This window comes from Sphingorhabdus sp. YGSMI21, from assembly GCF_002776575.1.
In the GTDB taxonomy this organism is placed as follows: domain Bacteria; phylum Pseudomonadota; class Alphaproteobacteria; order Sphingomonadales; family Sphingomonadaceae; genus Parasphingorhabdus.
Window position 1 is genome coordinate 2,446,745 of the sequence record NZ_CP022548.1, and the last position, 14,402, is coordinate 2,461,146.

A 14,402-nucleotide genomic window follows, 5' to 3' on the forward strand; every position below is an offset into this window, starting at 1 on the left:
AGCATAACATGTCAGATACCACCCGCGACAATCTTGATCTCGACGATGATGATCGTCTGCCCTGGCTGGAATCGGCCGAAGATTATGATGACGACGGGGAATATTCCCCGGTCCGGGTGGCCTTGTTCGTCGGATTCGGCCTGCTTTTGCTGGCCGCGATTGTCGGCGGCATCTACTGGTTGCAGAACCGTGATGGCGGTGGGCTCGACGGCAGCGGCGAACTGATCGCGGCGCAGGAAGGCGATTACAAGGTCCGTCCCGACGATCCGCAGGCCCGGAAATTCGAAGGTGAGGGCGATGCCAGCTTCGCCGCCAGCGAAGGCCAGGAAACACCCGCGCAGCTGGGTGATCCGGTCGCCAAGGAAGCGCCGATCCGCAAATCCGACGCCGAACCGGCAGCCGATGCCGCGGGAAGCGCTCTGATCCAGCTGGGTGCCTTCAGTTCGGCCAGCCTCGCCGACAGCAGCTGGTCCGGCTATGCCCGCCGGTTTGAATCGATCGGTTCGCTGCCGAAGAAGATCATCCCCGGCAAGCTGGATGGCGGTACGATTTACCGGTTGAACGCGGTCGCACCCAGCGGCGACGCGGCGCAGGAAATCTGCAACAATCTGAAAGCCGCAGGTGAAAGCTGCCTCGTCGTTCGCTAGTTTTCAGGCAATTGATGGTTGAAGCGCTGTGGATAACGGCGCTTTCGCCTTTACCCGGCTGCAAAACGGCGCGAGTATAAGACATGTTGCGTGAAAAGAGTTCATCATGGCTATGACACCGGCGGTTTTTGGAATTGCAGGCCTGCGCCTGACTGCCGACGAGAAGGCTTTTTTTCGCGACAGCGATCCCGCCGGTTATATCATTTTTGGTCGCAATATCGACAGCAAGGCGCAGCTCAGGACGCTGACCGACGAATTGCGCGCTCTTCATGGCCGCGACGATGTAGCGATCCTGATCGATCAGGAAGGTGGCCGCGTTGCGCGAATGCAGCCCCCGCTATGGCCCAAATTCCCGGCCGGGGAAATATTCGACAAACTCTATGACATCGCCCCCGCCACCGCGATCGAGGCGGCGCGGCTCAATGCGCAGGCAATTGCCGTCACGCTGAACGAGGTCGGGATCACCGTCGATTGCCATCCGTTGCTCGATGTCCGCCAGCCCGACGCCGACAATGTCATCGGCGATCGTGCGCTGGGTAGCGAACCGCTGCGCGTAGCCGCTCTGGGGCGCGCGATCCTCGACGGGCTGCAGCGCGGCGGCGTGGTTGGCGTGGTCAAGCATCTGCCGGGCCATGGCCGGACCAGCGTCGACACGCACAAGGCCTTGCCGACGGTGACCGCCAGCGATGCGGAACTGGAGCTGGATATCGCCCCGTTCCGGACGCTCAGCAAGGCGCCGATGGGCATGACCGGCCATTTGCTGTTCACCGCCTGGGATGCGGAGACGCCGTCAACCCTGTCCAAAACCGTCGTTCAGGACATCATTCGTGACCGCATCGGCTTCGACGGCCTGCTGTTCACCGATGATCTGGATATGGAGGCCTTGTCGGGTACCGTTCCGGAGCGGGCCGAGCGGGCGCAGGCTGCCGGTTGCGATATTGCGCTCAATTGCTGGGCGAAGATGGACGATATGACCGGTATCGCCGAACGTCTGGCACCGATGTCGGAAAAGACACAGCAACGGTTGGATGATGCCATGGCGACGATTGCAGGCGTGAGTGTTGCGGAGGCGGAAGAGGAACTGGCCAGCCTGCTCGCCCGCCGCGACGGGCTGATGGCGGCGGTCGCATGAGCGAGGAAGCCGAAAACGAGGGTTTCTTCTTCCCGGCCGATCCGGCGGCATCCGAAGAGGGTGCGCTGACCCTCAACATCGACGGCTGGGAAGGGCCCCTCGATCTGCTGCTCGCTTTGGCCCGTAACCAGAAGGTCGATCTGCGGGAGATCTCGATTCTCGAGCTTGTGCAGGAATATCTGAAATATATCGCCAGCGCGCAGACGCTGCGGCTGGAACTGGCGGCCGACTATCTGGTGATGGCCGCCTGGCTGACCTATTTGAAGTCGGGTCTGCTGCTGCCGCGCGATCCGGAGATCGAACCGTCGCCGGAAGAACTGGCCCTGCGTCTGCAAATGCGGCTGGAACGGCTGAACGCAATGCGGGAATCGGGCGCTCGCTTGCTGGCACGGGACCGGATCGGCCGCGACGTCTTCATGCGCGGCGCGCCGGAGGGGCTGCGCGTCGTGAAGGAACGGCAATGGCAGGCGGAATATTATGACCTTATTTCCGCTTATTCCCGCGTGAAGGTCCGCAGCGCACCGGCCATCCATATCGTGCGTCAGCGGATGGTGATGACGCTGGAGGATGCGCTGGCCCGGGTTTCGATGATGCTCGGCGAAGCGATCGACTGGATGGATATAAGGCATTTCCTGCCGCCCGGCGCGCCGCCCGAGCTGCGCAAATCTGCGCTGGCGTCCAGTTTTCTGGCAACGCTCGAACTGGCCCGGCAGGGAAAGCTGGAATTGCAGCAGGAAGAAAGTTTTTCACCGCTCAGGATAAAGGCGACGACCCATGGGTGAACATGACATCGAAGATACCAGCCTGATCGACCCGATGCCCGACTCCCTGGATATCGGCAAGCGTGCGGTCGAGGCGACGCTATTTGCGTCGGAAAAGCCGATGACAATCGCCGATATCAGGGCCTATGTCGGCGAAGAGCTCGATATACGCCGGATATTGGCCGATCTGCAGGAGGATTTCCGGGATCGCGGCATCGTGCTGGTCAGGACCGGCGACCGCTGGCATTTCCAGACCGCGCAGGATCTCTCGCATCTTCTGCGGCGGGAACGGGCGGAAATGCGCAAGCTCAGCCGCGCCGGCATGGAAACGCTGGCCATCATTGCCTATCACGAGCCGGTCAGCCGGGCAGAAATTGAAGCCATCAGGGGCGTGCAGGTCGCCAAGGGAACGCTCGATGTGCTGATGGAAGCGGGATGGGTGCGTCCGGCGGGGCGCCGCGAAGTGCCGGGCCGGCCGCTGATCTATGCGACCACCGCCGAATTTCTGACTCATTTCGGTCTGCAAAGTCGCCGCGATCTGCCCGGTATCGAAGACCTCAAGGCCGCCGGTTTGCTGGACCCTGTCGATATGGCGCTGGAGCAGATGGAGCTGGAAGCGGAAGCCGAGGTCGAAGCCGAGCGGGAGCAGGCAGAATCCGCTGAGCGAGAGAATGAAGATGATGATGGTGTTTTGCTGGAAAACGAAACCGAAAGCGCTTAAATAGGGCGCATAAGGAGAAAATCGCATGCAACCGAGTGTTTGGCAGATTTTAATTGTAGCGGCGCTGGTTCTGATATTGTTCGGCCGTGGCCGGATTTCTGAGATGATGGGTGATGTCGGCAAGGGCATTCGCTCGTTCAAGAAGGGCATTACCGAGGAAGAGGCCAATGCCGCGAATCCTGCCCCCAAGATTGACAACAAGAGCGCCGATACATCGGCCGAGACCAGCAAAACCGCCGACAAGACGGCTGGTTGAATTGCCGGCCTCTGGATCGAGGGCCGCATGATATATGTTTGACCTTTCCATATCCGAGATCGCGATCATCGCGATCATTGCCGTTGTTGTCATCGGTCCCAAGGAACTGCCGCGCGCACTGGCGACGGCGGGCAAATGGATGGCCAAGGGCCGCGGCATAATGGCCAATTTCCGGGCCGGCCTCGACGCCATGGTCCGCGAGGCCGAGTTGCAGGAAATGGAAAAGAAATGGGCGACCGAGAACGAGCGGATCATGCGCGAGCATCCGGCGCTTCCCGACGACAGCGGGGCAAGCGAGGCGAAAATGGAGCCGCTGGACACACCGCCGGCGGACGCGTCTGACCCGTCCGATCCCTCAGATAACCGGACGGACTTTCCGCCCGCAGGCGATCCCAAGCCGTGAACGATCACAGCCAGCCGGATCTCGACGAAAGCAAGGCGCCGCTGATCGAGCATTTGATCGAGCTGCGCCAGCGGCTGCTCTGGTCGGTGGCGGCGCTGACCGTCGCTTTTCTGGTGAGCATATTTTTCGCCGACGAGATTTTCGGGATATTGGTGCAGCCACTGACCGATGCCTTTCCCGCTGGTGAAGGCAAGATCATTTACACCAAGCTCTACGAAGCCTTTTTCGTCGAGATCAAGGTGGCGATGTTCGCGGCATTCTTTCTGGCCTTTCCGATCATCTCCAACCAGCTCTGGGCCTTTGTAGCGCCCGGCCTTTACGCCAACGAGAAAAAAGCGTTCCTGCCCTTTCTTGTCGCCACGCCGCTATTGTTCATCGCCGGCGCATCGCTGGCCTATTTCATTGTCATGCCAACGGCCTTCCGCTTCTTTCTCGGGTTCGAGGGATCGGTTGGCGGCCTGCAGCAGGAGGCCCTGCCGGCGATGGGCGACTATCTGTCGCTGGTGATGCAGTTCATATTGGCCTTCGGCGTCTGTTTCCAGCTGCCGGTGCTGCTTTTACTGCTTAACCGGGCCGGTATTGTCAGCCGTCAGCAGCTGCAGGGCATAAGGCGCTATATGATCGTCGGAGCATTCGCCCTGGCGGCCATCCTGACGCCACCGGATGTGGTCTCGCAGCTGATGCTCGGCATCCCGCTGATCCTGCTCTACGAGATCTCGCTGCTCATCATGTGGATCACCGAGCGGAAGAAGAAAGAGATCACGCCCGCAGCGTAAAGCTGAACCGGCAATATTGGTACGGTGCTGGTCTGTGCCGCTAGTGATAGGCTTGCCAAACCACGCCTCCCGTTCGAGAGGCGCCGTTCGACAAGCCCTGGGCTAAAATTAATCAGTCAATCGCGTCCTGACCGGCTTCGCCAACCGACTCGATATCCCTGCCGACACCTTTAACGGTGGCGCAGGCGCTGAGAAGAACCATGGTAGAGATCAAGATTGCTGCGGTAATTTTCTGCATGTCTAAACATCCTAAAAACTGAACTTTGCACTGACGCGAATATCACGACCGGACAGAGGTACATAGTCTTTAGTGAACGAGGCATGACGACGGGCTTGGACGTCGAAGATATTGTTGGCCGATGCGAGCAGCGTTACGCCGCCATCCTTGCCGAACGGCCGCCAGGCCGCGGTGGCGTTGACCATGGTAAAGCCGTCGGTCGGCGTCTCGAAAGCGGTGACTTTTTTCTGGCTGTCGGACCATTCGACTTCGGCGCGCAGGTCGAGATTGTCGCTATGCGCCTTGATCCCGCCGAGCAGACGCAGCGGCGGGATACGCGGTACCGCGCCGCCGCCATTGTCGATCTTGGCGCGGACATAGTCTGCCACGCCGTCGGCGATCAGGTCGAAACCGCCGACATGGGCAATGACGGCCGATGCCGAGGCCTCGAAGCCATAATAGGTCGCGTCACGCTGGAAATATTGGAACACCGGCAATCCGTCTTCTTCCGCAGCGGTTTCCGCCTCGAAAATATAGTCCTTGAAGAAATTGGTGTAGACGGTGGCGCTGAGCTGGACATTGTCACTGTCCCAGCGGGCGTAGAGCTCGCCGCCCCAGCTTTTCTCCGTCGTGAAATCGGGGTTGCCGATTTCATAGGCTTGTGTGGCAATATGGGGGCCGTCGGAAAGCAGCTCTTCCGCCGATGGCGCCCGTTCGGAGCGGGAAATATTCGCGCCTATCTTGAACGCTGCATCGTCCGGCGCATAGGCCAGGCCCACCGCACCGGAAACCGTGTTGAAACTGAGGTCGAAATTGATGCTGTTGGCGGTCACCGTGGTCTGGTCGAAGCGCAACGCCCCTTCCAGCTCGATATCGCCGAGATCGGCTTCCTGGACGGTGAAAAAGGCCCAGCTTTCGATGCTGTTCTTGGGGACAAAGGCTTCGGCACCGATCGCGTTGAAATCGCGCGCCAGAACCTGGGTGCCGATCACCCCGCGCCAGCCGTCATGGTCGGCCTGAACCAGCTCGGCGCGCGCCTCGATGCCGGAGACGGAGAAGACCGTGCCGACTTCGTCGCCTTCAAATTCGGTATGTTCATAGTCCGAATAGCCGGCGCGGAAGTTCAACGCCTCGAAAAAGCCGCCGATATTCACGCCGCCGCGCAAATCAACGCGAATCTGTTCAAGGCCGATGGTGACCGGACCTTCTTCCTCATGGCCTTCTTCCTCCTCGTGATCCTCGCCTTCCTCTTCCTCGCCATGCGCATGGCCGGTGCCGGGCCGCGAGGGGACACCATAATCCGTGTCATAATAGCTGACCGAAAAACCCAGATTGCCGCCGTCGTCGATGAAGGCAATGCCCGCGCCGGCCGTCTGGGTGCGGCTTGCGGTATTGGCCACGCGGCCGGACTGGTTGGCGGCCTCGGTCAGTTCTTCTGCCTCGTCAAGATGACCTTCCTCGGTTTCCTCTGCCGCATCTGCCAGCAAATCGGCGCGCAGATCCGGTGACAGGACATAGCCCGGCACCCGGACATCACCCGTATCGCGGTAGCTGCCGTCTGCATGGATCACCAATTTGGGGGTCAGCGGGACGTCCACCGATCCGGCGAGGCTCCAGTCGTCAGCCGCGCTGCCATAGCCGCCAATCGCGTCGAGATGAATGGCATCATCGGGAATATCGCGGGGGATGCGCTTGTCGATGACATTCACCGCCCCGCCGATCGCGTCGCCACCGAACAGCAGGACCGCTGGGCCGCGCAATATCTCGACTCGCTGCGCGGTCAGGGGATCAATCGTCACCGCGTGATCCACCGAGGTGTTGGAAGCATCGAGCGAGCCGATGCCGTCGGTCAATACCCGGACCCGTGGCCCCTGAAAGCCGCGCAGGACAGGGCGCGATGAACCGGGGGAGAAGGATGTGGAAGACACGCCGGGCAGGCTGGTCAGGCTGTCGCCAATCTGGCCGCGCAGATCTTCCGCCAGTTCGTCGCCGGACAGGGCCGATGTTCCGGCCAGCAGGTCGAGCTGGTCGACATAGGGGGCGGTGACAATGATCATATCGTCATCGTGAAAGTCGTCGGACAGGCCGCTGGTGCGCTGCTGTGCGCCATTTTCTTGCTGGGCGAGGGCGGGGGTCGCGGGCAGGGCCAGAATTGCAGCGGAAATCAGGAATTTTCTGTGTGACACATTCATCTCTTTTATGACGGGGGTTGGGGTCGGCGATTAGATAGGTGATATGATATAATATATCAAATACTATTTTGAGGGAGTCGGCAAGGCGAGCGAAATTTGCTATAAGCGGCGCTTCACAGGAGAGGAGAGCGAACATGGCGCAGTGGAAGGAAGAGGGCTATCACAGTGTGACCCCCTATATCACGGTGGATGATGCCGAGGCGGCGATCGAATTTTACGCCAAGGCCTTTGGTGCGACGGAGCATATGCGCCTGCCGATGGGCGACAAGATCGGCCATGCTGATCTGCTGATCGGCGACAGCCATGTGATGCTGTCGGACGAATTTCCCGAAATGGACAAGCTCGGCCCGACCAAGCGCGGCGGCGCGACGGCCAGCCTGATGATCTATGTGCCGGATGTTGATGCTGCTTTTGCCAAAGCGGTCGCTGCCGGAGCGGAGATCGTCCGTCCGGTGGAGGACCAATTTTACGGGGACCGGTCTGGCTGGGTGAAAGATCCGTTCGGGCATGAATGGACCTTGTCGACTCATGTCGAGGATGTCTCGGAAGAGGAAATGGGCCACCGGATGGAAAAGATGATGGCGGGCGAGGGGGGATAAGCAATCATATTTTCTCCCCGTTGCGCAGCAATGGGGAGGTGGCAGCCGGAACGGCTGACGGAGGGGCCCCTCCACCACGCTGCGCGCGGTCCCTCTCCCCAAAGCTTCGCTTCGGGGAGGAAATATTGTGGCTTGCACCCTTCAGCCTATCCCAACATAGTCACCCGATGACTTACAGCAAAAAAATCCTCCTCCTCGGCTCGGGCGAACTCGGCCGCGAATTTACCATCTCGGCCAAGCGGCTTGGCGCCTATGTCATTGCCTGCGATGCCTATGATGATGCTCCCGCCATGCAGGTGGCAGACGCCCGCGAGATATTCTCGATGCTCGACGGCGAGAAGCTGCGCGCAGCGATTGAAAAGCACCATCCGGATCTGATCGTGCCCGAGGTAGAAGCCATTCGCACCGAAATCCTTGCCGATATGGAGGCCGAGGGTTTTCATGTCGTGCCATCCGCCCGCGCCACCCAACTGACAATGAACCGCGATGCCATTCGCGATGTTGCGGCCAAGGAACTGGGCCTGACCACCTCGCGCTACCATTATGCCGAATGCTTCGCCGAAGTCGCCAGCGCGGCGGAGGATATCGGCCTGCCGCTGGTGATCAAGCCGGTGATGTCCTCCTCCGGCAAGGGGCAGAGCAAGGTCGACAGCGCCGACAAGCTGGAAGCAGCGTGGGACTATGCCGTCGCCAATATGCGGGGCGACCGGGCGCGGGTGATTGTCGAGCAATTCATTGACTTCGATTACGAGATCACCCTGCTGACCGTCCGCACCCGCGACGGCGTGCTGTTCTGCCCGCCGATCGGCCATAGGCAGGAGCGCGGCGATTATCAGGAAAGCTGGCAGCCGGCGGCTATGACCGACGCGGCGCTCGCTTCGGCTCAGGAGATGGCGCGCAAGGTCGTCGAGAATCTCGGCGGCGACGGCAAGGGTTGGGGTCTGTTCGGGGTTGAGTTTTTCGTCACCAAACAGGGCGAAGTCATCTTCTCCGAACTCAGCCCGCGGCCGCACGATACCGGTATGGTCACCTCGATCGGCCAGAATCTCAGCGAGTTCGACCTCCACGCCCGCGCCATCATGGGGCTCCCGGTCCCGCATATCGCGCTGACTGCACCCGCCAGCGCCAGCGCGGTTATCCTTGCGGATCGTGATAGCGAACAGTTTGAATTTACCGGTGTGGCGGAAGCTCTGGCGCTGGGCAGCGAAGGCGCGGAGACGGACGTCAGGATATTCGGCAAGCCGGTTACGCGGCCCTATCGGCGGATGGGCGTGGCCTTGGCCACTGGAGCGGATACGGACGCGGCGAGGGCGCTGGCGAAGCGCGCGGCGGATGCGGTGGAAATCGATTATTCCTGAATCAACAACGACGTGCGCCGCTATTCGCCTTCTCCCGTGCGGGAGAAGGATACAAAGCCTTGCTGAGGAACGAAGCTAGGCGGCGTTGGATGAGGGCGTACTGCGCTTCGGATTACAGAACACCCTCATCCAGCTACGTCTAGGCAGCAAGCTGCCAAGTCTCCGCATCCTTCTCCCTCACGGGAGAAAGATCAGGACTTTCCATTCTCCGATCAATCCGGCAAAGAACTTCCAAACATCAGGAGACACACACCCATGACCGCATCCCTCGTCCTCTACGGCTCGCCGCTTTCCCCGTTCCAGCGCAAGGTGGAGGCGGTGATGGCGCTCAAGGGGCTCGACTATGATTGCGAGGACGTCAATGTCATGGGCATGCCGGACTGGTACAAGGCAATCAGCCCGCTTGGCCGCATTCCGTCATTGCGCGACCGGGATATTGCCGAAGACGGGCCCGCCGGGACGATCACCGACAGTTCGGCGATTTGTGGCTATCTGGAGAAACGGCAGCCCGATCCTTCGGTCTATCCTGCCGACGCCTTCGACTATGGTAGGGCGCTGTGGCTCGAGGAATATGCCGATACCGGCATGGCGATGGCTGGTGGCATGGGTGTGTTCCGGCCGATCATTTTCAATCTGTTCCAGCGCAAGGAGCCGGATATCGAAACCGCGCGCAAGACCTGGAATGAAAAATTGCCGCCGCTTTATGACTATCTCGAAGCGCAGCTCGACGGCCGCTCCCATTTTATCGGCGATAGTATCACGATCGCCGATATCGCGGTCGCCGCACAGATCGCCCAGACCGATATGCTCGCCGGTCTGCCCGACAATTCCCGCTGGCCGGCTTTGGTGGCGCATTATCAGGCGATGCGCGCGCATGACTGTTTCCAGCGCAACAACGCGGGCTGCGACAAAATCATCGCGAAGCTGGTGCCGGAGAAATTCGACCTGAGCTAACGCGGTAAGGTGGGTTTTTCAGGACTGGGTCAGCAGATAGAGCGCGTAGATCGCCGGCATGGACAGCACCGAGAAGACCGTTTGCACGGCGACCAGATTGGCCGACAAGGTGGCGTCGCCGCCGAGTTGCCGTGCCAATATATAGCCGCTGCTTGCGGTCGGCGTGGCGGCCGCGATCATGATGATCGCCAGGCTGTCCGGCGCGAGATCGAGCAACAGTCCGGCGGCCAGAGCCACCAGCGGGAAGCCGAGCAGGCGCACCGCCGACCATGTCAATGTCGTGTGTCCCGCCCGTCTAAAGGCCCGCAGATCAACCGCCGCGCCGACCACGAGAAGACCGAGCGCCAGCGTCGCCTGACCCAATATGTCGAGCGTCTTCTCGGCTATGCCGGAGGGCGCGATACCCAGCAGGTTGAGCGCGATGCCGATCACGCAGCCGATGATCAGCGGATTGCGTACCATATCCATCACAACATGCGGTTTTTTCTTTCCGTCGTCGCGGGCGAAATGGGTCAGCGCCAGTACCGAAATGACATTGGCGGTCGGCGTCAGGGCGGCGACCGCGATGGCCATCAGGGCAAGGCCCGGCTCGCCAAACAGCGCGCTGGCAATGGACAGTCCGACAAAGGTGTTCCAGCGGACATTGGACTGGATGATCGATCCTTTGCGCGGGCCGTCATCGGCCCGCTTGGCGAACAGCCCCAGCACAGCAAGCGCCACTTGCGAACCGATCAGCGCCAGCACCATCGCCCAGGGCACGGTTTCGAAAGAGGCGCTGGCCAGCACATTGATGATCAGCGCCGGGAAAAAGATGAAATAGACCAGTCTCTCGATCGCGCGCCAGCCCTCGGCGGGCAGGAAATTCCTGTGCGCCAGCAACCATCCCAATGCGGTGATCAGGACCACCGGGATCAGGGCATAGATAAAGTTTATCATCGCTGGATAGCGCGCGCGATACTATAATGCTGTGGTTCGGAGCGGCAACAGATCGGGGAAATCCGGTTCGCGTTTTTCGCCCATCGCAGCGACAGCTTCCTGGATATGAGATGGCGGGAACATGCCGGCGTTCCAGACGCCGATATAGTCGAGCGTGTCGGCGGTATTGTGGTCGCGGCCATAGTTGATCAGAACCTTGCAGCCAGTCACCGCCAGCGGCGATTTCGACGCAATTTCTTTCGCGGTTGCCATGACATAAGCGAGGCATTCTTCCTGGGTTTCGAATACGTCGTTGACCAGCCCGATTTCCTTGGCTTTTGCCGCATCAATCCGGCGGCCGGTATAGGCCATTTCCTTGACCCAGCCTTCTGGGATATAGCGTTGCAGGCGCGGGAAAGTGCCGACATCGGCGGTCATGCCGATATTGGTTTCCTGAATGCAGAAAATTGCGTCCTTGCTGCACCAGCGGATATCGCCCGCGCTGATCATGTCGATCGCGCCGCCGATCACGCCGCCGTGGAGCGCGAACAATACGGGGATGCGGGCTTCTTCCAGAGCGTTGAAACTATGCTGGATGCGCTTGACGTTGGAGCGGAACATTTCGGCAAGCACATGCTTGTCGGCACCGTCAATCTTGCTGTCGGGCTGAGGCGCGAAAACGGAGAGGTCCATGCCGGCAGAAAAATGCTTGCCGGTAGAGCTGATGACGATCACCCGCGCGCGGGCGTTGATATCGATATCCTCGACAATTTCTGGCAGATCATTCCAGAATGCACGGTTCATGCTGTTGAGCTTTTCCGGACGGTTCATCCGGATATGGGCGATGCCGTCGGCTATCTCGACATCGAAACATTCATATTTTTTCTCGACCATGATCCTCTTATCCTTATGCTTTGTCAGAAGTTGCAATTCGCCTAGCATGATAAACTTCCGCTGCGCACCAACAATTTGCGGGGGAGGATAGAAGCCGCGCGTCCGACTAAAGCCATGCTATCGGCCCTGAAAAGGCTTCAAGCTTGCGGCGCGAAATCGCGCGCACTATGTATCATCCATGAGCATCATTCCAAACACACTCGAACTGATCGGCAATACGCCGCTCGTGCGCCTCTCCGGACCCAGCGAGGCTGCCGGTTGCGACATTTACGGCAAGTGCGAATTTGCCAATCCCGGCGCCTCGGTGAAAGACCGCGCCGCGCTGTTCATCATTCAGGATGCGGAAGAACGCGGCCTGCTCAAGCCGGGTGGACGCATCGTCGAAGGGACGGCGGGCAATACCGGTATCGGCATCGCGCTCGTCGCCAATGCCAAGGGCTATAAATCGACCATTGTGATGCCGGAAACCCAGAGCCGGGAAAAAATGGATACGCTGCGCGCCCTGGGCGCCGAGCTTATCACGGTGCCGGCTGCGCCTTATTCGAACCCCGGCCATTTCGTTCACACCTCGCGTCGTCTGGCCGAGGAAACCGAAGGCGCCGTCTGGGCCAACCAGTTTGACAATGTCGCCAATCGCCGCGCCCATATCGAAACCACCGCCGAGGAAATTTGGGAACAGATGGACGGCAAGGTCGACGGCTTTACCTGCGCGGTTGGAACCGGCGGCACGTTGGCCGGTGTCGGCATGGGACTGAAGGCGAAGGATGAAAATATAACCATCGCCCTGTCCGATCCGCATGGTGCGGCGCTCTACGAATATTATGCCCATGGCGAGCTGAAGTCCGAAGGCAGCAGTGTCGCCGAAGGCATCGGGCAGGGGCGGATCACCGGCAATCTGGAAGATGCGCCGGTGGACAGGCAATATCGCATTTCCGACGAGGAAGCGCTGGTCTGGGTCGAGCGGCTGCTGATGGAAGAGGGACTGTGCCTTGGCCTGTCATCGGGCGTGAATGTGGCCGGCGCGATTGCGCTGGGCAAGGAACTGGGGCCGGGCAGCCGGGTTGCGACAATCCTGTGCGATACCGGATTCCGCTATCTGTCCTCGCTCTACAACGCCGCCTGGCTGAAAGAAAAGGGACTGCCGATATTCCCGTGGCTGGACAGTGATGGATAAGAGGCCACCCAATTCCGGCCGACAGGACACGATGCAGCGCATCCAGGTCGGGGTCGTCGGGCTGGCGGCTGTACTGCTGTTGGTCAGCGTGGCCAATTTCATCATCCAGCGGGCCAGTGATGAGCAGACGGTGATCGAGGAAATGCAGGCGGAAGCGACCGGCATCGCGCCACCGGTCGCCACCAAGTCCGAAGAAAAGCCTGCCGAACCGCTGGCGGAGCTAGGCCTCACCCCGGCGCCGGCAACCGGCAAGCCGGAAGCGCAGAAACCTCAGGCCAATCTGCCGGGACAGACCGTACCGGACTTGAAGCCCGATCCCAATCTGGACGCGCCGATGGATCGGGAGCGGCGCTAGTTGGCCCGCTCGTGGCAGACGGTCCCGTCGGCCCTGCTGGCTCTCCTGCTTTTCGCCCAATGCAGCGCCGGTGAATCCCCGGCTGATCCGCCAGAGTTCAAGCCGAGCATCCAGATCATGACCAGCCTGCCTCTGATTTGGGGCGAGGGGGCGTCTATGGAGTCGATCCTCTCCGGCGGTTCTGAACCGGCGCCGATCTACCGCCATTGGCAGGCGCAATATGAAATAGCGCCAGTCGACAGTCTGGAAAATCTGGCGGCGGAAGATCCGGACATTGTCATTCTGGCCCAGCCGCGGGCGATGGATCCGGCGGATCTCACAGACCTTGATGCCTGGGTCCGGCAAGGGGGCGATGTCATTATTTTTACCGACCCCGATCTCGTCTGGCCATCGCACCTGCCGCTCGGCGATCCGCAGCGACCGCTGGTGAGCGGCCTGTTGTCGCCGCTGCTTGGCCACTGGGGTCTGGAGCTTGTCGGTACGACCGGAAACAGTACCGAAATCGTCGATCTCCGCGCCGGCGGCCATCGCTTCGCCAGCCGCGGGGCCGGAAAGATCGAGCCGATAAAGGCAGCCCGGCCGGTCGGTGTCGTCTGCGACGGTGGCACAGCCGCATTCATCATCCGATGTTCGGTCGGGCAGGGGCGGGCAACCATCGTTGCGGACGCAGACTTTCTCGATGCAGGGCTCTGGCCGGAAGCGGCCCGCGAGTCGCCGCAGCAAAGCGGTGCCGTACGCTTCGTAGATGCACTGGTGCAGGAACATGGCGCTGCCAATGGCCGCCGGAAATAATCACAGGAAGAGCGTTTCGGAACAGCGGGCAGGGATGTCCAGATTGGTGGTCATATTGGCGTAATTTTAAATCAAGTAAATACAGTGAGTTAACAGACGCATCCCATAAATTCCCGTAAAAAACCCTTTTATCCCAGCCTCACCCCTGTTAGCAATTATTTGTTATCGGGGTATTCTTCCTGTCCGGATTCTACTTTTCGGAAAGGCGCTGGAAAACGCACTTCTGGAGCGGGAAGAGCATTGGCCCCGGTTCGGA

The 14,402-nt window shown here is 60.4% G+C and carries 17 protein-coding genes; 13 read left to right on the forward strand and 4 right to left on the reverse strand.

Features of this window, described 5'->3' with window-relative positions:
* Nucleotides 1–8 precede the first annotated feature (8 nt).
* The 7 genes from CHN51_RS11875 (at nt 9) to tatC (ending at nt 4,696) form a co-directional block, all read left to right on the forward strand.
* Nucleotides 9–647 carry an SPOR domain-containing protein gene (locus CHN51_RS11875; RefSeq protein ID WP_100094199.1) on the forward strand — a complete coding sequence of 213 codons (639 nt, stop codon included), beginning with the start codon at nt 9–11 and terminating at the stop codon, nt 645–647.
* A 112-nt stretch (nt 648–759) separates the two neighbouring features.
* On the forward strand, nt 760–1,779 hold the full coding sequence (nagZ, locus tag CHN51_RS11880; RefSeq protein ID WP_100095610.1) for a beta-N-acetylhexosaminidase: 1,020 nt from the start codon (nt 760–762) through the stop codon (nt 1,777–1,779).
* Complete coding sequence (locus CHN51_RS11885) at nt 1,776–2,561, forward strand: ScpA family protein (RefSeq protein WP_100094200.1); 786 nt, start codon at nt 1,776–1,778, stop codon at nt 2,559–2,561. Before nagZ ends, CHN51_RS11885 begins: the two co-directional genes overlap by 4 nt.
* Before the next feature lie 34 nt (nt 2,562–2,595).
* The gene (gene scpB / locus CHN51_RS11890; protein WP_100095611.1) at nt 2,596–3,261 is read left to right on the forward strand and encodes an SMC-Scp complex subunit ScpB; all 666 of its coding nucleotides are present in this window, start codon (nt 2,596–2,598) and stop codon (nt 3,259–3,261) included.
* Between the two features lie 25 nt (nt 3,262–3,286).
* Nucleotides 3,287–3,517 carry a twin-arginine translocase TatA/TatE family subunit gene (locus CHN51_RS11895; protein WP_100094201.1) on the forward strand — a complete coding sequence of 77 codons (231 nt, stop codon included), beginning with the start codon at nt 3,287–3,289 and terminating at the stop codon, nt 3,515–3,517.
* Nucleotides 3,518–3,551: 34 nt separating this feature from the next.
* Entirely contained in the window at nt 3,552–3,920 is a 369-nt protein-coding gene (gene tatB, locus CHN51_RS11900) for a Sec-independent protein translocase protein TatB (protein WP_100094202.1), read from the forward strand.
* On the forward strand, nt 3,917–4,696 hold the full coding sequence (gene tatC / locus CHN51_RS11905; RefSeq protein WP_100094203.1) for a twin-arginine translocase subunit TatC: 780 nt from the start codon (nt 3,917–3,919) through the stop codon (nt 4,694–4,696). Before tatB ends, tatC begins: the two co-directional genes overlap by 4 nt.
* 112 nt (nt 4,697–4,808) lie before the next feature.
* Here tatC and CHN51_RS11910 read toward each other — a convergent pair whose 3' ends face one another.
* Nucleotides 4,809–4,934, reverse strand: coding sequence for an entericidin A/B family lipoprotein (locus CHN51_RS11910; protein ID WP_089131779.1), 126 nt, complete (start codon nt 4,932–4,934; stop codon nt 4,809–4,811).
* 11 nt (nt 4,935–4,945) lie between these two features.
* The gene (locus CHN51_RS11915; protein WP_240616714.1) at nt 4,946–7,099 is read right to left on the reverse strand and encodes a TonB-dependent receptor; all 2,154 of its coding nucleotides are present in this window, start codon (nt 7,097–7,099) and stop codon (nt 4,946–4,948) included.
* Between the two features lie 140 nt (nt 7,100–7,239).
* Here CHN51_RS11915 and CHN51_RS11920 point away from each other — a divergent pair, with 140 nt between their 5' ends.
* The 3 genes from CHN51_RS11920 (at nt 7,240) to CHN51_RS11930 (ending at nt 10,016) form a co-directional block, all read left to right on the forward strand.
* On the forward strand, nt 7,240–7,704 hold the full coding sequence (locus CHN51_RS11920; RefSeq protein ID WP_100094205.1) for a VOC family protein: 465 nt from the start codon (nt 7,240–7,242) through the stop codon (nt 7,702–7,704).
* 167 nt (nt 7,705–7,871) lie between these two features.
* Nucleotides 7,872–9,062, forward strand: a complete 1,191-nt coding sequence (gene purT, locus CHN51_RS11925; RefSeq protein WP_100094206.1) for a formate-dependent phosphoribosylglycinamide formyltransferase — start codon at nt 7,872–7,874, stop codon at nt 9,060–9,062.
* A gap of 255 nt (nt 9,063–9,317) precedes the next feature.
* Nucleotides 9,318–10,016: a glutathione S-transferase family protein gene (locus CHN51_RS11930; protein ID WP_100094207.1), complete on the forward strand. Its 699-nt coding sequence runs from the start codon at nt 9,318–9,320 to the stop codon at nt 10,014–10,016.
* An 18-nt stretch (nt 10,017–10,034) separates the two neighbouring features.
* Here the strand turns inward: CHN51_RS11930 and CHN51_RS11935 are convergent, their stop codons facing one another.
* Both CHN51_RS11935 and CHN51_RS11940 read right to left on the reverse strand, forming a co-directional pair.
* Nucleotides 10,035–10,952, reverse strand: coding sequence for an AEC family transporter (locus CHN51_RS11935; RefSeq protein WP_100094208.1), 918 nt, complete (start codon nt 10,950–10,952; stop codon nt 10,035–10,037).
* Nucleotides 10,953–10,973: 21 nt separating this feature from the next.
* Complete coding sequence (locus CHN51_RS11940; RefSeq protein WP_100095612.1) at nt 10,974–11,825, reverse strand: crotonase/enoyl-CoA hydratase family protein; 852 nt, start codon at nt 11,823–11,825, stop codon at nt 10,974–10,976.
* Between the two features lie 178 nt (nt 11,826–12,003).
* Here CHN51_RS11940 and CHN51_RS11945 point away from each other — a divergent pair, with 178 nt between their 5' ends.
* The 3 genes from CHN51_RS11945 to CHN51_RS11955 are packed head-to-tail and all read left to right on the forward strand — an operon-like array spanning nt 12,004 to nt 14,146.
* Complete coding sequence (locus CHN51_RS11945) at nt 12,004–12,999, forward strand: cysteine synthase A (protein ID WP_100094209.1); 996 nt, start codon at nt 12,004–12,006, stop codon at nt 12,997–12,999.
* Nucleotides 12,992–13,354, forward strand: a complete 363-nt coding sequence (locus CHN51_RS11950; protein WP_100094210.1) for a hypothetical protein — start codon at nt 12,992–12,994, stop codon at nt 13,352–13,354. Before CHN51_RS11945 ends, CHN51_RS11950 begins: the two co-directional genes overlap by 8 nt.
* Complete coding sequence (locus CHN51_RS11955) at nt 13,355–14,146, forward strand: Gldg family protein (RefSeq protein ID WP_100094211.1); 792 nt, start codon at nt 13,355–13,357, stop codon at nt 14,144–14,146. It begins immediately after the preceding gene.
* The last annotated feature ends 256 nt before the right edge of the window (nt 14,147–14,402 follow it).